The 17,221-nt window shown below is 75.9% G+C and carries 14 protein-coding genes; 6 read left to right on the forward strand and 8 right to left on the reverse strand.

The window, feature by feature from the left end:
- Positions 1–37: 37 nt before the first annotated feature.
- Positions 38–1,120 (reverse strand): S1 family peptidase, encoded by a 1,083-nt coding sequence (locus ABT299_RS05200; protein ID WP_500249829.1) that lies wholly within the window; start codon positions 1,118–1,120, stop codon positions 38–40.
- 343 nt (positions 1,121–1,463) lie between these two features.
- Here ABT299_RS05200 and ABT299_RS05205 point away from each other — a divergent pair, with 343 nt between their 5' ends.
- The 4 genes from ABT299_RS05205 (at position 1,464) to ABT299_RS05220 (ending at position 5,420) form a co-directional block, all read left to right on the forward strand.
- Positions 1,464–2,456, forward strand: a complete 993-nt coding sequence (locus tag ABT299_RS05205; protein ID WP_190863819.1) for an ABC transporter ATP-binding protein — start codon at positions 1,464–1,466, stop codon at positions 2,454–2,456.
- 60 nt (positions 2,457–2,516) lie between these two features.
- A complete protein-coding gene (locus ABT299_RS05210) occupies positions 2,517–3,470 on the forward strand; it encodes an ornithine cyclodeaminase family protein (RefSeq protein WP_433151806.1) in 954 nt (317 codons plus the stop codon).
- Between the two features lie 130 nt (positions 3,471–3,600).
- Positions 3,601–4,359: an SDR family oxidoreductase gene (locus tag ABT299_RS05215; RefSeq protein ID WP_387023536.1), complete on the forward strand. Its 759-nt coding sequence runs from the start codon at positions 3,601–3,603 to the stop codon at positions 4,357–4,359.
- Positions 4,356–5,420 carry a diacylglycerol kinase gene (locus ABT299_RS05220; RefSeq protein WP_190863812.1) on the forward strand — a complete coding sequence of 355 codons (1,065 nt, stop codon included), beginning with the start codon at positions 4,356–4,358 and terminating at the stop codon, positions 5,418–5,420. Before ABT299_RS05215 ends, ABT299_RS05220 begins: the two co-directional genes overlap by 4 nt.
- Positions 5,421–5,470: 50 nt before the next feature.
- Here the strand turns inward: ABT299_RS05220 and ABT299_RS05225 are convergent, their stop codons facing one another.
- The 7 genes from ABT299_RS05225 to ABT299_RS05255 form a co-directional block, all read right to left on the reverse strand.
- Positions 5,471–6,304, reverse strand: a complete 834-nt coding sequence (locus ABT299_RS05225; RefSeq protein WP_500249830.1) for a nitroreductase/quinone reductase family protein — start codon at positions 6,302–6,304, stop codon at positions 5,471–5,473.
- A 393-nt stretch (positions 6,305–6,697) separates the two neighbouring features.
- The gene (locus ABT299_RS05230; RefSeq protein WP_500249831.1) at positions 6,698–9,682 is read right to left on the reverse strand and encodes a helix-turn-helix transcriptional regulator; all 2,985 of its coding nucleotides are present in this window, start codon (positions 9,680–9,682) and stop codon (positions 6,698–6,700) included.
- Between the two features lie 55 nt (positions 9,683–9,737).
- Positions 9,738–11,231 (reverse strand): class I adenylate-forming enzyme family protein, encoded by a 1,494-nt coding sequence (locus tag ABT299_RS05235; protein ID WP_500249832.1) that lies wholly within the window; start codon positions 11,229–11,231, stop codon positions 9,738–9,740.
- Positions 11,228–12,448 (reverse strand): cytochrome P450 family protein, encoded by a 1,221-nt coding sequence (locus ABT299_RS05240; RefSeq protein WP_500249833.1) that lies wholly within the window; start codon positions 12,446–12,448, stop codon positions 11,228–11,230. Before ABT299_RS05240 ends, ABT299_RS05235 begins: the two co-directional genes overlap by 4 nt.
- Complete coding sequence (locus ABT299_RS05245) at positions 12,445–13,551, reverse strand: NAD(P)/FAD-dependent oxidoreductase (protein WP_433151826.1); 1,107 nt, start codon at positions 13,549–13,551, stop codon at positions 12,445–12,447. Before ABT299_RS05245 ends, ABT299_RS05240 begins: the two co-directional genes overlap by 4 nt.
- Positions 13,548–14,492 carry a cucumopine synthase-related protein gene (locus tag ABT299_RS05250; protein ID WP_190863794.1) on the reverse strand — a complete coding sequence of 315 codons (945 nt, stop codon included), beginning with the start codon at positions 14,490–14,492 and terminating at the stop codon, positions 13,548–13,550. The genes ABT299_RS05245 and ABT299_RS05250 overlap by 4 nt, the downstream gene beginning before the upstream one ends.
- A gap of 190 nt (positions 14,493–14,682) precedes the next feature.
- Complete coding sequence (locus ABT299_RS05255) at positions 14,683–15,927, reverse strand: glycosyltransferase (RefSeq protein WP_190863792.1); 1,245 nt, start codon at positions 15,925–15,927, stop codon at positions 14,683–14,685.
- Positions 15,928–16,095: 168 nt separating this feature from the next.
- Here ABT299_RS05255 and ABT299_RS05260 point away from each other — a divergent pair, with 168 nt between their 5' ends.
- Positions 16,096–16,770 carry a histone deacetylase gene (locus tag ABT299_RS05260; protein ID WP_500249834.1) on the forward strand — a complete coding sequence of 225 codons (675 nt, stop codon included), beginning with the start codon at positions 16,096–16,098 and terminating at the stop codon, positions 16,768–16,770.
- Positions 16,757–17,206: a peroxiredoxin gene (locus ABT299_RS05265; RefSeq protein WP_190863787.1), complete on the forward strand. Its 450-nt coding sequence runs from the start codon at positions 16,757–16,759 to the stop codon at positions 17,204–17,206. The genes ABT299_RS05260 and ABT299_RS05265 overlap by 14 nt, the downstream gene beginning before the upstream one ends.
- Positions 17,207–17,221: the final 15 nt, after the last annotated feature.

Raw genomic sequence — 17,221 nt, forward strand, 5'->3', positions numbered from 1 at the left:
CGGCCGGCTGGGAGCTCCGGCGGGGCGCCGCGCCCGGTCAGTAGATCGAGACGCCGAAGGCGCTCAGCGCGGCCGTGACGGGCTGGAAGAACGTCGTCCCGCCGGACGAGCAGTTGCCGCTGCCGCCGGAGGTGAGCCCGAGCGCGCTCGACCCGGCGAACAGGGAGCCGCCGCTGTCGCCCGGCTCGGCGCACACCGTGGTGCGGATCAGGCCGCTGACGGTGCCCTCCTGGTAGTTCACCGTCTGGTTGAGCGCGGTGACGCTGCCGCTGTGCAGTCCGGTGGTGCTGCCGCTGCGGTACACGGTCTGCCCGACCGTGGCGTTCGCGGCGCCGGTGATGTCGCGGGTCCCGCTGCTGTAGAGGCTGACGGAGCCCTGGGTGTCGGCGGGGGTGGAGGTGTACTGGACGAGCCCGTAGTCGTGGCCGGGGAACACGCTGCGGACGGTGCGGCCGAGCGTGCGGCCCGACGAGTCGGTCCACGTCGTGCCGATGTTGGTGCAGTGCCCGGCGGTGAGGAAGTAGTAGGTGCTCCCGCTGCGGACGTTGAAGCCCAGCGAGCAGCGCGCGCCGCTGGTGTAGATGGCCTCGCCGCCGCGGGTGAACGTGCGGAACGCCCCGGCGACGCGCTCGGTGCGGACGGCCGCGCCCTGCTTGGCGGCGGCGGCCTTCACCTTCTTCAGCGCGGCGCCCTTGACGGTGCCGTCCATGGTGAGGACGACCTGGTCGGTGGCCGGGTCCGCGGCCCAGGCGGTGCCGGGGACGGTCGCGTCGCGCTTGAGCGCGGCCATGACCTTCTTCAGGTCGGCGCCGCTGCGCGCGACGGTCTTCGGCACGGCGCCGGCGGCGCGGACGGCGCGGGCCGACGCGGCGTCGGTCACCGTGACGACCAGTTCGCCTCCCTTCAGGTAGGAGCCGGCGGTGCGCGAGCCGAGCCGCTGCGCGAGCGCCGCGGCCACGGCGCCCTGCCCGGCCGCGGTGGTCGCGGCCGACGCGGCGCCGGCGGCGGGCGCGGCGGCCGGGGCCGCCTGCGCGGCGGGGGCGCCGGCCAGGGCGGTCGCCAGCAGCCCGGTCGCCGCCAATGCGGCGGCGCCGCCGATGCGTGCGTGACGGATCTTCACTGTGCCTCCAGGGGGATTTGGGCGCACCCGTGTGGTGCGCCGGAGGTCCCGCACATCGTGGAAGAAGCGTCATTGGGGACGAAAGGGAAGAAAGTGCCTAAGTGCCGGTGATCGTCTTGTCACCATGGGTGCGCGCCCCCGGTCGCGGGCGGGGGAGGGACGCGCCCGCCGGGCATGCCGGATCGGCGGCCGGGCGGCGGGCCCGCCCGCGGCCGGCCGCGGCTGGACGCGGCGTCCAATGGGCCTCCCCGCGCGGCGCTCCGCGTCGTACAGTCGAGGCGACGGGGGACCGGACATATGACGCGGATCCCCCGCCCCCCGGTTCCCCGGCACGGGAGTGCCCATGGGAGTCGAGATCCGGGTGGAAGGGCTGAGGAAGTCGTTCGGGCGGCAGGTCATCTGGGAGGACGTGTCGTTCACCGTCCCGGCGGGCGAGATCTCCGCGCTGCTCGGGCCGTCCGGCACCGGCAAGTCGGTGTTCCTGAAGAACCTCGTGGGGCTGCTGCGCCCGGACCGCGGCCACGTCTACGTCGGCGGGGGCGACGTCCCCCGGCTCGCCGAGGGGCGGCTGTACGAGATGCGCCGCCATTTCGGCGTGCTGTTCCAGGACGGCGCCCTGTTCGGCTCCATGAACATCTTCGACAACATCGCGTTCCCGCTGCGCGAGCACACGAAGAAGGGCGAGTCGGAGATCCGCCGGATCGTGCTGGAGAAGATGGAGATGGTGGGGCTCACCGGCTCCGAGCACAAGCTGCCCGGCGAGATCTCCGGCGGCATGAAGAAGCGCGCCGGGCTGGCCCGCGCGCTCGTCCTCGACCCGGACATCATCCTCGCCGACGAGCCGGACTCCGGCCTGGACCCGGTCCGCACCGCCTACCTGAACCAGCTGTTCGTCGACCTCAACGCCGAGATGGGCGCGACGTTCCTGATCGTCACGCACGACATCGGCACCGCCCGCGTGCTGCCCGACAACCTCGGCCTGCTGTTCCGGCGCGGGCTGGTGATGTTCGGCCCCCGGGAGATGGTGCTGTCCAGCACGCACCCGGCGGTCAACCAGTTCTTCAACGCCCGCCGCGAGGGCCCGATCGGGATGGCCGAGGAGAAGGACCTCGCCGAGGTGGAGAGCGAGGCGCACGTCCCGCAGGCGATGCCGGGGCCGATCCCGCCGCAGCTGATGCCGAGCGACGGCAGCGTCCGGCCCGGGATGCGCCGGCCGGGCGACTGGCTGCGCGCGCACGGTGTCACCCCGCCGCCCGGTTCGTTCATCGACGGGCAGGGCAATGACTGGCTGAACGGATGGGACGGGCTCACCGCGGCGCATCGCCGTCCGGAGTGACGCGCGGGGCGATCGCGACCCGGGTGGCACGGTCCAGGGCGAGGACGGGAGAATGATCCGGTGACACTGCTTCTGTCCCGTTCCGAGCTGGAATCGCTGCTGGTCCCGGCCGACTGCCTCGACGCGCTGCGCCGCGGCTTCACCTCCGCCGAGGACGGGACCGTGCCGCGCCGCGTCGTGGCGAAGGTGCCGGGGCAGGGCACCGCCACGGCGCTGCTGCCCGGCGTGGTGGAGGACATCCCCGCCTACACGGTGAAGGTGAACGCCAAGTTCCCGGGATCGCGGCCCGCGCTGCGCGGCGTGGTGTGCCTGCACGACCTCGGCTCCGGCGAGCTGCTCGCGCTGCTGGACTCCGCCACCGTCACGGCGTGGCGCACCGGCCTCGCCGCCGCGCTCGGCACGCACGCGCTGGCCCGTCCCGCCGCCGACACCGTCGCGGTCATCGGCGCGGGCGCGCAGGCCGAGCTGGTGATGCGGGGGCTGGCGGAGCTGCGGCCGCTGCGCGGGCTGACCGTCTGCGACCTGGACGCCGAGCGCGCCGCCGCGTTCGCCGGGCGGCACGGCGAGCGGCTCGGCGCCGAGGCGTCCGTCGCCGCCGACCCCCGCGACGCCGTCCGGGGCGCGGGGATCGTCGTCGTCGCGACGTGGGCGCGCCGCCCGCTGCTGCACGCCGCCGACGTCGCGCCGGGCGCCCACGTCACCTCGCTCGGCGCGGACGAGCCCGGGAAGGCCGAGCTGGGCGCCGACCTGCTGGAGGGCGCCCGCGTGGTGGTCGACGACGTGCCGCTCGCGGTCGAGATGGGCGTGCTCGCGGGCGCCGGCCTGGACGTCAAGCACGCCGCCGGGACGCTGCGCGACCTGCTGCTCGGCGAGGTGCCCGGGCGGGTGAAGGACGGCGAGGTGACCGTGTACGCGCCGGTCGGCCTGCCCTGGCAGGACCTCGCGCTGAGCTGGACGGCGTACCGGGCCGCCCGCGCGGCGGGGACGGGCACGGAGGTCGACCTCCTGGCGTGACCGGACCGCCGCGCACAGCGTATTGAAACAGGTTCTAGTTCCTGTCTAGGCTGGGCGGGCACGGGCGAGCGACCGGGAGGTGACGCCGGTGATCCAGGACCGGTTCCGAATCGATGGCAGGGTCGCGGTGGTGACCGGAGCGGGGCGCGGGATCGGCGCGGCGGCCGCGGTGGCGCTCGCCCAGGCGGGCGCCGACGTCGTGGTCTCCTCCCGCACCGAGGACCAGCTGCGCAAGGTGGCCGCGGAGATCGAGGCGGCCGGCCGGCGCGCCCTGGTCGTCCCCGCCGACCTCAGCGCGCCGGACGCGGCCGCCGGCCTCGCCGCGCGCGCCGTCGAGGGCCTCGGCCGCCTCGACATCGTGGTCAACAACATGGGCGGCACGATCCCGAACGCCTTCCTGGACACCACGCCGACATACCTCGAGAACGCGTTCCAGTTCAATGTCAGCACCGCGCACGCGCTGACCCGCGCCGCCGTGCCGCACATCCTGGAGTCGGCCACCGCGTCCGCGCCGGGCGCCGTCGTCAGCATCTCCTCGGTGATGGGACGGGTCGCCGGGCGCGGCTACCTCGCCTACGGCACCGCCAAGGCCGCCCTCGCCCACTACACCCGGCTCGCCGCCACCGACCTCGCGCCGCGGATCCGCGTGAACGCGGTCGCGGTCGGCTCCGTCGCCACGTCCGCGCTCGACATCGTCATGACCAACGACGAGCTGCGCACGCAGATGGAGCGGGGCACCCCGCTCGGGCGGATCGGCGACCCCGAGGACGTCGCGGCGGCCGTGCTGTACCTCGCCTCGCCCGCGGCCGCCTACACCACCGGAACCGTGCTGCGCGTCGACGGCGGCATCGACGTCCCGAACCTCGACCTCGGCCTGGAGGACCTGTGACGTACCGCGTCGTCCAGTGGAGCACCGGCAACGTCGGCCGGCACGCGATCGCGGGCATCGACGCCCGCCCCGACCTGGAGCTCGCCGGGGTGTGGGTGTCGAACCCGGCCAAGTACGGCAAGGACGCCGGCGAGCTGGCCGGGCTCGGCCGGACCCTCGGCGTGACCGCGACCGGGTCGGAGGAGGAGCTGCTCGCGCTGCGCCCCGACTGCGTCGTCTACACCTCGATGGCCGACGTCCGGCTGATGGAGGCGATCGACGACCTGTGCCGCATCCTGCGCGCCGGGGTCAACGTCGTCTCGAGCAGCCCGGTGTTCCTGCAGTTCCCCGACGGCGTCGTCCCGCCGGAGATGTCCGATCCGGTGCGGGAGGCGGCGGAGGCGGGCGGCGCGTCGCTGTTCGTCAACGGCATCGACCCCGGCTTCGCCAACGACGCGCTGCCGCTCGCCGTCACCGGCATCAGCGAGCGGATCGACCAGGTCCGCTGCATGGAGATCCTCAACTACGCCACCTACGACCAGGGCACCATCCTGTTCGACGTCATGGGGTTCGGCCGGTCCCTGGACGAGACGCCGATGCTGCTGCAGCCCGGCGTGCTGACGATGGCGTGGGGCAGCGTGGTCCGGCAGCTCGCCGCCGGGCTCGGCGTGGAGCTGGACGAGGTCACCGAGCACCACACCCGGCTGCCCGCCCCGGAGACGTTCGACGTGTCCGCCGGGACGGTCGAGAAGGGCACCGCCGCCGCGCTGCGCTTCGAGGTGCGCGGGATGCGCGGCGGCGAGCCCGTGCTCGTCCTGGAGCACGTCACGCGGCTGCGCGACGACCTCGCCCCGGACTGGCCGCAGCCCGCCGGGGCCGGCTGCTACCGGGTCGAGGTGCGCGGCGAACCGGACTACACCGTCGACCTCCAGCTGCTCGGCGGCGACGGCGACCACAACACCGCGGGGCTGAAGGCGACCGCGATGCGGCTGGTCAACGCGGTGCCCGCGGTCGTGGCGGCGCCGCCCGGCCTGCTCACCGCGCTCGACCTGCCGCCGATCAGCGGGCGCGGCCTGCTCTGACCCGCCCCGCGCCGGGAGCGTTCCGGCCTACCGCGCGGCGGCGTTCCGGCCTACCGCGCGGCGGCGTTGAGGACCGGGACGAGCACCTCCTCCTCCCGGTCCAGGTGCGCCTCCAGGTCGGCGGTGAGCCGGTCGACGTCGGCGGCGAGCGCCGCGCGGTCCGGCGCGCCGGCCGCGAGGAGGGCGCGCAGGCCGTCCACGATCGCCTTGATCCCCTCGTGCTCCTCGCGCATCCGCGCCAGCGCGGGCGCCAGCTCCGGCCGGTCCCGCTCGACGCCGGGGAACAGCATCAGGTCCTCGCCCGCGTGGTGGTTGCCGAGCCCCTGGCACAGCACCAGGCAGTTCACGCGGAGCTGCGCGCCGAGCCCCGGGCCGGACGCGGCGACCTCCGCGCGGATCCGGCGCAGCTCGTCGCGGAACGCGTCGTGCACCGCCACGAGCATGTCGCCGGGGCGCGCGGGGCCGGGCGGCGGCCCCTCCGTGGTCTGCACCAGCGCGACGACCGGCAGCGTCCGGCCCGACTTCGCCTCGTAGTCCGCCCAGCCGGGGTCGCTTTCGACGGCCCGCGCGAACGCCCGGTCGCGCTCGTCGCCCTCCAGGACGACCGCGTCCGCCTCGTACGCGAACGCTCCGCTCTCGACCGTCACGCGCGGGTTCGCGACGAGGTTGCGGAACCACGCGGGGTGCTCCGGCGCCCCGCCCGCGGACGCGATGACGAGGACGCGCCCGACACCGTCCGGCAGGTAGCCGAGCGGCGTCGTGTGCGGGGCGCCCGACCGGGCCCCGGTGGTGGTCAGCAGGAGCAGCCGGCCGCCCTCGAACGGGCCGCCGACCCGGCCGCCGTTCGCGCGGAACTCCTCGATGACCTGCTTGTTGAAATCCATTCTGCGGTGGTCGTCCTCTCTGTTTTCGGGCATGGCGAATCGACTGTGGAAGGGGAATGCGCGCAGGCCGCGGAACGGCACGCGAAAAGACGCGCGCAGTGGCGCGCGAGAAAGGCGCGCGAGACGGCGTGCGGAAATGGCACGCTGAAAAGGCGTGCTCGGGAGGAGGGTGTCCGCGCTCGGCGGCGTCGCGTGCGGGCAGGCCGCTGACGTCGCGCTATGCGGAAGGAAAGGAGAAAAGGAGGAAGGGCAGGGCGGGCCGCGCGCCCGCCTCCGGCTCACTCGGAGGCCGGGTGCCTCACTCGCTCGTGGCCCATGGCCGACCCGGCAGTCACGGAACCGAATCTACTCAAGCCGCGCGCATTTCTCAAGTGCCGTTTCCCGCGCCCTATTTCAGAGTCCCTCGCGGAGGGCGAGCGCGGCGGCCTGGGTGCGCCCGCTGACGTTCAGCTTGGCGAGGATGTTGGAGACGTGCACGCTCGCGGTCTTCGGGGAGATGAACAGCGCCGCCGCGATCTCCCGGTTGTTGCGTCCCTCGGCGACCAGCTTCAGCACCTCCCGCTCCCGCGCGGTGAGGGCGGCGAACGGCCCGGACGGCCCGGCCGGGGCGGGGGAGGGGGCCCGTCCGGCGTCCAGCCGGGCGCGGGCGCCGAGGTCGCGGAGCGCCGCCAGCAGCGGCGCCGCGCCGAGCCGCTCGGCCGCCGCGACCGCCCGCCGCCACTCCTCGGCGGCCGCGTCCCGGTCGCCGTTCTCGGCCAGGGCCTCCGCGAGCCGCCACCGGGACCGCGCCACCTCGTACACGAACCCGCCGTCCGGGTCGCCGTAGGTGAACAGGTCCACGACCTCGCGCCACTGCCCGACGTCGTAGACCCCGTCGAGGCGGCGCCGCTCCGCTTCGGCGCGGGCCAGCCAGGCGCGGCCCTCGACGCCGAGCCACACGCGGGGCCGCCCGTCGAGGGTGGCCGCGGCGGCGGCGCGGGCGCGCCGGATCAGGTCGTCGCCCGCCTCCGCCGCGGCGCGGACCGCCTCCTCGTCCCCCGCGGCGCGGGCGCGGGCCGCCAGTTCGGCGTGCGCCCACAGGCCGACCGCCGCGATGCGGATGACGGGGGACTCCTGCGTGTAGACGCTCTCCCGCAGCGTCCGCTCGATGTGCTCGATCGCGCCCGCGAAGTCGCCGTTCCAGAGCGCGTGCTCGGCGGCGAGGCCGTGCGCGACGTAGTTGAGGAACGCGTCCCGCGCCCACAGCGGCGCGATCCAGCGCAGCCGCTCCTCCACCGCCGGGCTGCCCTGCGCGACCTCGGTGAACAGCGCGTACGCCGACACCTGCGCCTCCGGCGTCCGCGCGACCCGCACCCCGAACTCGGCGCCGAGCCGGTCCGCCTCCGCCCAGTCGCCGGCGGTGTAGTGGATCAGGTACCGCAGGCAGCGCAGGACGATCCCGTAGGTGCTCCAGCCGAGCCCGGCGTCCATCGTCCACTTCACGGCCTCGTCGGCGGCGGCGGTGGCGCCGGCGAGGTCGCCGCGGTCGAACTTCGCCCGCGCGTGGTGGAACGCGGCGCGCAGCGCGACGACCTGGCGGCCGCCCTCCAGCGCCAGGTCGCGGGCCCGCGCGAACACCTCGACCACGTCCGGGTCGGCCTCCCGCGTCTCCCGGTACACGCCGAGCGTCACCAGCAGGCTCGCCTCGGCGCCGGTGGCGCCGGTGGCGCGCGCCAGCTCGACCGCCTCCTCCGCGACCGCGGGCATCTCGCCGTGGTCGTCCCGGTACAGCAGGGTGCGGGCGTAGGTGGACAGGGCGGCGGCGCGCTCGGGCAGCGGCGGGTCCTGCGGCAGCATCGCGACCGCGGCGCGCGCCATCTCCTGCGACTCGTCGTCCTCGTCGACGTCGGCGAGGTACTCGGCGAGCCGGTCCCGGATCCGGGCGCCGAGCACGACGTCCGCGGGGTCGGCGAGCTCCAGCAGGCGCCGCAGCCGGGAGATCGCGCGGCGCTGCTCGCCCGCCCGCCCCGACGTGCGGACGGTGTCGAGCGCCAGCCCCATCCGGTCGGTGCCGGACGCGCCCTCCGGGTCCGGGACCGCCTCCCACAGCTCCAGGGCCCGGTCGTAGTGCTCGAACGCCTCGTCGGGCGCGCCGAGCCGCTCGGCCTCCCGGCCCGCCCGCACCGACGCGGCGAACGCGGTCGGCAGGTCGTGCGCGGCGAGGCTGTGGTGCGCCAGCTCGGCGGCCGACCCGCGCCGCCCGTCCGGCGGGTCGCCGGGGCCCGCGCCGAGCATCCGGGCGAAGTCGGCGTGCAGCCGGGTCCGCTCGCCGGGCAGCAGGTCGGCGTAGACGGCCTCGCGCAGCAGCGCGTGCCGGAAGGTGTACCCGGTGCCGGCCGGGACGAGCAGCTGGTGCGAGACGACCTCGCGCAGCGCCTCCCCGACCGCGGCCTCGTCCAGGCCCGCCGCCCGCCGGACCAGCTCGTCGTCGATGCGGCGGCCGGCGACCGCGGCGACCCGGACGACCCGCTGCGCGCCCTCCGACAGCCGCTCGACCCGCGACAGCAGCAGGTCCGCGAGCCCGGCGGGCAGGTCGTCGCCGGTGCTCTCCGCCGAGTACAGCTCGGCGGCGTAGAACGCGTTGCCCTCCGAGCGGCGGTGCACCCGCTCGACGGTGCCGGCGGTGACGTTCGCGCCGCCGCCCGCGAGCCCGGCCAGGTACTCGGCGGTCTCGGCCGGCCCGAACGGGCGGACCTCGACGCCGGTCACGGTCGGCAGCCGCAGCAGCTCGGCGACCACCGGCCGCAGCGGGTGCCGGCGGTGCAGGTCGTCGGAGCGGTAGGTGCCGACGAGGCAGACCCGCTCGCGCGACAGCACCCGGCTGAGGAAGGTCAGCAGGTGCCGGGTCGACCGGTCGGCCCAGTGCAGGTCCTCCAGGACGAGCAGGACGGGCCGGTCCCGCTCCTCGGTGCGCGCGCCCAGCTCGCCGAGCAGCCCGAGCACCGCGCCGAACAGCTGCTGCTGGCCGAGCTCGGACGCCGCGTCGGGTGGTCCCTCGCCGTCCGGGAGCAGCCGCCGCAGCACCGGGCGGGACTCCAGCGCCGCGCGCACGTCGGCGGCCTCGGGGCCCGTGCCGCGCGACGCGGTCCACAGCGCGTCCGCCAGCGGCAGGTACGGCATGCTCTCGCCCAGCTCGGCGCACTGCCCGACCAGGACCGCGCAGTCCCGCTCGCGGGCGGCGGCGGTGAGCGCGGACACCAGATGCGTCTTGCCTACCCCGGCGTCGCCGCTGACCAGCACCACGGCGGCGCCGCCGGCGGCGGCCCGGTCCAGCGCGCCGGTCAGCTCCGCCAGTTCGGCGGTCCTGCCGATCAGCACCCAGCCGCCCCTTTCCGTCATCCCGCACACTATCCCAGCGGAAGGGATGAACCGCCTCGCGCGGCCTCCGGGCCGGCTACCCGGCGGCGCCCTGGTCCGCGGCGAAGCGGGAGGCGAGCGCGGCCTTGTCGGGCTTGCCGCCGGGCGTGCGCGGCAGCTCGTCGATCTCCCACAGGTGCCGCGGCTCGCAGCGCGCGCCGAGCGCGCCGCGGACCAGCGCGCGCAGCCCGTCGAGATCGACCGGCCGGCCGTCCCGCCCGACCACGACGCCCGCGAGGACCCGCCCGGCGGTGTGCGGGAGCGCGAACACGGCGGCGTCGAGCACGGCCGGATGGCCGCTGAGGACGTGCTCGATCGGATGGGCGTACAGGCCGCCGGGGAGCCGGTCCTCGGCCCGGTCGAGCAGGAACAGGTGCCCGTCGCCGTCCAGGCGGCCGACGTCGCCGGTGCGCAGCCAGCCGTCCCGGGACGCCGCGGCGGTGCGCGCGGGGTCGTCCACGTAGCCGCTCATCCGCTGCGGCGTCCGCGCCCACACCTCGCCCGCCTCGCCCGCGGGCAGGTCGGCGCCGTGCCGGTCTCGGACGCGCAGCTCGACGCCCGGCACGGCGCGCCCGGCCGACATCAGCAGCTCGGGCCGGGCGTGGTCGCGGGGCTCCAGCGCGGTCAGGAACCCGCCCTCGGACGTCCCGTAGTTCTGCATCAGCAGCGGGCCGAGCCGCGCGGCGGCCCGCGCTGTGCGGGCGGGGACGGCGGCGGCGCCGCCGTAGACGATCAGCCGCAGGCTCGTCAGGTCGGCGGGCGCGTCCTCCAGGTGCTCGGCGAGCGCGTAAAGGTCGACGGGACGGCCCGCCACCAGGTGCGTCACGGCCTCCTGCTCGATCACCTCCGCCAGCCGCTCCGGCCCCGCGCCCGGCTCCAGGACGGCGGTGCCGCCGCTCGCCAGCGTCCAGATCACGAACATGTCCGTCAGGTACTGCGAGCACGGTCTGACGAGCAGCCGCCACGGCGGCGGCCCGTACATGGCCCGCGCGGCGGCGAGGTGCGCGGCCTCGGCGTCCGGGCCGTACGCCAGGATCTTGTTCTGGCCGGTCGTGCCGCTGGTGAAGCGCACCACGGAGGCGCCGTCCGGGACGCCCGGCATGTCGGCGGCGGCGGCCGGCGGGGCGAGGTACAGGTCGTCGTCCAGGGCCAGGCGGACGCGCACCGGGCACTCCGCGAGCAGCGGCGCCGCCTCCTCCCGCCGGGACGGGGCGTACAGCAGCGCCGAGGCGTCCAGCGTCCGCATCGCCCGCGCGGCGACCTCGACCGGCACCCCGCCGGAGACGTGGACGAAGCGGCAGCCGAGCGCGAGCGGGGCGATCCGGGCGGCGGGCGACTCCGTGCCGGTGCCGTACAGGCACGCGACCGTGTCGCCCCGCCGGACCCCGCTCGCCGCGAGCCGCCCGGCCGCCGCCGCGACCATGCCGAGCACGTCGTCGCCGGACAGCCGCAGCCCGCCGTGCACCAGCACCGCGCGCGGGCCCGCCGCCCGGAGCCCGGCGAGGAGCGCCGGCCCGAGCCCCGGGCTCACCTGGCGCTCCCGCCGAGGAGCACCGGCAGGGTCGTGGTGCTGAGCGCGAGCACCGACCGCACCGGGTCCAGCTCGTCCGGCGGCTTGGCGAGCGCGAGCCCGGGGAACGCCGCGAACAGCGCGGACAGCGCGACCTCGCCCACGAGCCGCCCCAGCGGGGCGCCGAGGCAGAAGTGCGGGCCGTGCCCGAACGACAGGTGCGGCGGCGGGTCGGACGCCACGTCGAACCGCGCCGCCCGCTCCCCGTACCGGTCGGGATCGCGGCCCGCGGCGGCGAAGCAGGCGAGGACGGCCTCGCCCTTCCGGACCGTCGTGCCGCAGATCTCCACGTCCCGCACCGCGTACCGCATCGGGAAGTGCCGGAGCGGCGACTCCAGCCGCAGCGCCTCCTCCACCGCCGCGCTCCACGGCCGGGCGCCGCCGCGCAGCAGGTCGAGCTGGCCGGGGTCCGCGAGCAGCAGCCGCACCGCGCTCGTGATCAGGTTGACGGTGGTCACGTGCCCCGCCACGTACAGCTCCTGGACGGTGTCGAACACCTCGTCCTCGGCCAGCTCCCCGCCCTCCAGCGCGACCAGGTCGCTGATCAGGTCGTCGGCGGGGGAGCGGCGCCGCTCCGCGACGGTCTCCCGGATCACCGCGTCCCGTCCGGCGCGGGCGCTCGCCAGTTGCTCCGGCGTCCCCCGCGTCGTGGTGAGCACGTGGTCGTCGCCGGCCAGCTCCGCACGGCGTTCGGGCGGTATGCCCATGACGTCGGAGATGACCTCGCACGGCAGCGGGTACGCGAACTCCCGGCGCAGGTCGACCGGGCCGGGCGGCAGCTCCGCCAGCCGGTCCACGAACCCTGCGGTCACGGCCTCCACCCGGGGGCGCAGCGCGCCGATCCGGCGCGCCGAGAACACCCGGGACAGCGGGCCGCGCAGCCGCCGGTGCTCCGCGCCCTCGGCGTTCAGCATCGTCGCGGCCAGCACGATCGGCGCGAGCGACCCGTTCGCCCGCAGCGCCCGCCGCCCCTCCGCCGACCAGTGCCGGACGTCCCGCGAGAGGTCCGGATGGGCGAGGACCGCCTCCAGCGCCGCGTGCCGCGCCGCCGCCCACGCCCGCACGCCCTCGATCTCCACCGGCACCAGCGCGCCCGCCTCGCGCAGCCGCGCGTTCTCCCCGTGGACGTCCCGGACCCCCGGATCCAGGACGAACCGGGCCCGCTCCGGGGCCGTCACGCCCGCTCCGGGGTCGCGGCGAGCCGCCCGGCGTCGACGCCCGGCGCGCGGCCGAGGTACAGGTCGCGGACCAGCTCCCCGGCGGCCGGCGCCGTGCAGAGCCCGTGCCCGGAGAACCCGGCCGCGTACAGGAACGGGATCGGGCCCGGCAGCCGCCCGATGAACTCGGTCCGGTCGGGGCTGGCGTCGCGGACGCCGGTGAAGGCCGTCCGCACCTCCGCCCCGGCCAGCGCCGGGTACACCTCCGCCAGCCGCTCGCGCACCCGCGCCCGCCACCCGTCCCGGTCCGCGCCCGGATAGCCCATGCCGACCAGCAGCCCGTCCCCGCGCCTGCGGACGAGCAGGCCGCTCGCCGCGTGCAGCGTCATCGGGACGTCCGGCACCGGAACCCCGGACGGCGGCCGCCCGCACTCCAGCAGCTCCTGCTCGACCGGATCGCCGAGCGGCAGCTCCACCCCCGCCGAGCGCGCCAGCGGCGCCGACCAGGCCCCGGCCGCGCAGACGACGGCGTGCGCGGCGAGCGGCCCGTCGCCGGTGTCGAGCCGGCCGGCCTCGATGTCGACCGCCTTGACGGGGCAGCCCGTCCGCAGCTCCGCGCCCGCCCGCCGGGCCGCCGCGGCGAACCCGCCGACGACCGCCGCGGTGTCCGTGACGTACGCGTCCGGCGCCCACGCCGCCGCCACCAGCGGGACGTCGCCGATCAGCGGGTTGCGGCGCCGCGCCTCGTCCGCGCCGATCAGCTCGACCTCGACGCCGGCGGCGCGCTGCGCGGGCAGGTCCGCCTCGCACGCCGCGACCTGCTCCCGCTCGCCGAACAGCACCAGGTAGCCGACCCGCCGCAGCGGGACCGCGGCCCCGGCTCGGTCAGCGAACGCCCGGTACGCGGCGAGGCTCCGCACCGCCATCGCCGAGCTGACCGGGTTGCCGGGGAAGTAGGTGCGGACGACGTCCGCGGTCGCCCGCGACGCGCCCGAGCCCAGTTCGTCCCGCTCCAGCAGCACCGTCCGGACGCCCGCCTCCGCCAGATGGCACGCGGCCGAGAGGCCGACGACGCCGCCGCCGATCACGACCGCCGGGTCCGCCTGCGGGTCCGGGCGGGTCACGGCGCGGCCTCGGCCTGCCGCAGATGGTCGCCGACGTTCCACGGGAACAGGTGCAGGTTCCATCCGCCGAGGCAGTTCACGTACAACGCCATGTGCGCCATCACCGCGGCGAAGTCCTGCCGCCTGTCCAGCCGGTCCAGGCCGTCGAGCAGCCGCTCGGTGAACGCGCCGAGCCTCTCCAGCCCGCAGTAGGCGAGGAACTCGGCCGGAACCGCGATCAGCGCGCGGGCCATCCGCCGCAGCGGCTCCAGCGGCACCCCCTCGTGCGCAGCCCGGACCAGGCCGCTGTAGGCGTTGTAGCCCAGCGGCCGCGTCTCGCCGTTGACGAACAGCAGCGTCGTCAGGACGGTCCCGTGCGTCCCCGCGCGCGACGCGATGCGGCCGTCGTGCAGGTCGACCAGCTCCTGCGGCGCGTCCAGCCAGATCCGCTCCGTCTCCGCGTGCACGTCGGCGACCAGCGCGTCCATCTCCGGGTCGGCGGCGGCGAGGCGCGGCACCCGGTGCCCGCCCGGCTCCCCGGCGCGCCGCACCTCCGCGACGACTGGCTTCTTGGTCGAGTACACCGACTCCCACACGGCCCGCCCCGCGTCGGCGAGCGCGTCCAGGTCCCCTTCCGCGACCCGCCCGATCGGCGTCGCCGCCATCGGCTCGGTCAGCTCCCCGTACTTGATGCCGAGATGCTGGAGCCGCGAGCAGAACAGGGTGCCGTCCGGGACGGTCCGGCGGTCCACCCGGTGCGCGGCGGGCAGGTGCAGCACGTCGTGCACGGGCGTGACGTGGTAGAGGTGATGGCCGGCGATGAGGGCGTGCCCCTGCAGGCTCCGGTACGGAAGCGCGTCCCAGATCGCGTCTGCCAGGGCAGGGTTGCGTTCGTCCAGGTCGGCGGCGACGGTGACGCCCAGCACGGGCCACCCGATCTCAATGCGTCTCAGTGTCTTCACAGTGCGTAGTCATACCCTGACCTGCGAAAACATGCTCGCGAGCCCCCACCGGGAAGCTCGCGAAGCGAGGTCGCGCCCGCCCGGGCACGGTCAAGGGCGAGCCGCCAGGCGAGGCCCTTGGGCCGGGATCGAAATGAAACGGACCCCGGATCCTGGGGGGAGGGATCCGGGGCCCGCGGTGGCGGAGGCGTCAGCCGGCGAGTGCCGGGACCCGCTCGGTCTCGCTCTCCACCTCGTCCTCGACGACGGGCTCGGGCTCGGGGACGGGGAGCACCCGCTCGTAGGCGCGCAGCGTCTCGGCCGCGATCCGGTCCCACGAGTACCGGGACCGGGCGCGGTCGGCGGCCGCGATCGAGTAGCCGTGCAGCGTGGTCTCCTCGCCGAGCAGGCGGCGCACCGCGCGGCCGATCACGGTCGGCCGCCCGGCCGGCACGTGCAGGCCGGTGATCTTGTCGAGCACCTCGTCGGTGTTGGCGCCGACGGGCGTCGCCACCACCGGGACGCCGCAGGCCATGGCCTCCAGCGGCACCTCGGGGGACGGCTGCGCCGGGGTCAGGGACAGCACGAGGCTCGCGGTGCGCAGCAGCTTCGGCAGCGCCTTGCGGGGCAGGCGGCCGAGGAAGATGACGCGGTCGGCGACGTGCAGCTCCTTGGCCAGCATCATCAGCCGGTGCACCACCGGGTCGTTCTCGAGGTCCTCGCGGGCGGGCCCGCCGGCCACGGCGAGCTCGGCGCCCGGGACGTGCACCAGCGCGCGCAGCGCGGTCGCCACGTCGCCGGACTCCAGGTCGTCGCAGACCATCACCAGGCGGTCGCGGTCGCCGTGCGGCATCGCGGGGCCGGTCTGCGCGAACTGCTCGGCGTCGACGGCGTAGGGGACCACCGCGACCGACGGCCGCGGCACGCCCATCCGCACCACGGAGCCCGCCTCCTCGGCGTGCCCGGCCAGCACCACGTCGGCGCCGCGGCCGATCGCCTTCTCCAGCCGGTCGCGGTGCGGGTGGACCTGGTGGCCGGCGCGCCGCTCGGAGGCGGCGACGCCGTGGTAGCTCTGGGCGAAGGGGATGCCGAGCTCGCGGGCGACGGCGCAGGCGGCGAGGCCGCCGATCCAGCCGTGCGCGTGCACGAGGTCGGGGCGTCCGGCGCCGGACCAGCGGTGGCGCAGCTCGTCGGCGAAGTCGCGGACGTGCTCGAGCAGTTCGTCGTCGGTCAGCGGGCGCGCCGGGCCGGCGTCCAGGTGGACGAGGGTCGCGCCCGGTCCGAGGCGGACCCGGCCGCGGGCGTCCTCGTCCTGGCGCCGGGCGTAGACCGTGACCTGGTGGCCCGCGTCCGTGCGGGCGAGCGAACGGGCGAGATCCCGGACGTGGACTGACTGCAGGTGTTCGCCGTCAAGGTCGGAGGCGGACACGAGAGCGATGTTCAGCGTGCGGTGCATGACGTATCCTCCGGGACAACACAGGGGAAGCCTGGAGGTATCTGCGTCGTAGACACCTGACTCGCAGGAATCTATTTCCGGACGCTCTCCCCGTCAAACCTCGCGAATCGGAACGCTCTCCCCATCGCGCCCCTCCAGGGCCTCTCACCAGCGTGGATACTGGAAGGGATGGACGAAAGTTCGCTCTGGTACGTCGCGTACGGCTCGAACCTGTTCCGCGCGAGGTTCGCCTGCTACCTGTCCGGCGGGCGTCCCGCCGGCGGCGCCCGGCACTACACCGGCTGCCGCGACCCGCGCCCGGCGCGCGCCGAGCTGTCGGTGACGCTGCCCGGCGGCATCTACTTCGCGCTGACGTCCCGGGTGTGGGGCGGCGGCATGGCCTTCTACGACGCGGCCCTGCCCGGCCGCGCCGCCGCCCGCGCCTACCTGCTGACCCGCCCGCAGTTCTGCGACGTGGTGTCCCAGGAGATGCGCCGCGACGTGGGCGCCGACCACGACCTGTCGGAGGCGGTCGCGCACGGCCGCCAGCGCCTCGGCCCCGGCCGCTACGAGACGATCGTCAAGGTCGGCGAGCGCGGCGGCCACCCGATGCTGACCTTCACCGCGCCGCACCCGTCGTCCGCCGCGGAGCTGAACGCGCCGACCGCGCCGTACCTCGCCATGCTCGGCAACGGCCTCCGCGAGGCGCACGACTGGTCCGCGGCCCGCGCCGCCGCCTACCTCGCGGCCTGCCCCGGCGCGTCCGGCCCCTGGACGCGGGAGCGCATCGCCGCGCTCCTCGGCCCGCCCCGCCCTCCCGCCGGCGGCGCGGGAGGGCTACGTTCGTCGCATGAACGTCGGTGACGTCGTTGACGACTTCGAACTGCCCGACCAGACGGGCGAACCGCGCACCCTGACCGGCCTGCTGGAGCAGGGCCCGGTCGTCCTGTTCTTCTACCCTGCCGCGATGACGCCCGGCTGCACCGCCGAGGCCTGCCACTTCCGCGACCTGGTCGCCGAGCTCGCCGAGGTCGGCGCGCATCCCGTCGGCGTCAGCGCCGACCCCGTCGCCAAGCAGAAGGAGTTCGCGGAGAAGAACTCGTTCGCCTACCCGCTGCTGTCGGACCCGGAGGGCACCGTCCGCGCCCGTTTCGGCGTCAAGCGGGGCCTGGCCGTGCTCCCCACCAAGCGCCAGACCTTCGTCATCGACACCGACCGCCGCGTCCTCGCCGTCGTCAAGAGCGAGATCCGCATGAACACCCACGCCGACAAGGCGCTGGAGGCGCTCCGCTCGCGCTGACCCCGCGGCGGCGCT

This window comes from Spirillospora sp. NPDC000708 (genome assembly GCF_040299565.1).
In the GTDB taxonomy this organism is placed as follows: domain Bacteria; phylum Actinomycetota; class Actinomycetes; order Streptosporangiales; family Streptosporangiaceae; genus Spirillospora.

What these genes read in the sequence shown, in the direction of transcription:
- ABT299_RS05255 (WP_190863792.1), bottom strand. Translation starts at nt 15,927, where the DNA reads ATGCACCGCACGCTGAACATCGCTCTCGTGTCCGCCTCCGACCTTGAC.
- ABT299_RS05225 (WP_500249830.1), bottom strand. Translation starts at nt 6,304, where the DNA reads ATGGATTTCAACAAGCAGGTCATCGAGGAGTTCCGCGCGAACGGCGGC.
- ABT299_RS05265 (WP_190863787.1), top strand. Translation starts at nt 16,757, where the DNA reads ATGAACGTCGGTGACGTCGTTGACGACTTCGAACTGCCCGACCAGACG.
- ABT299_RS05205 (WP_190863819.1), top strand. Translation starts at nt 1,464, where the DNA reads ATGGGAGTCGAGATCCGGGTGGAAGGGCTGAGGAAGTCGTTCGGGCGG.
- ABT299_RS05260 (WP_500249834.1), top strand. Translation starts at nt 16,096, where the DNA reads ATGGACGAAAGTTCGCTCTGGTACGTCGCGTACGGCTCGAACCTGTTC.
- ABT299_RS05230 (WP_500249831.1), bottom strand. Translation starts at nt 9,682, where the DNA reads ATGACGGAAAGGGGCGGCTGGGTGCTGATCGGCAGGACCGCCGAACTG.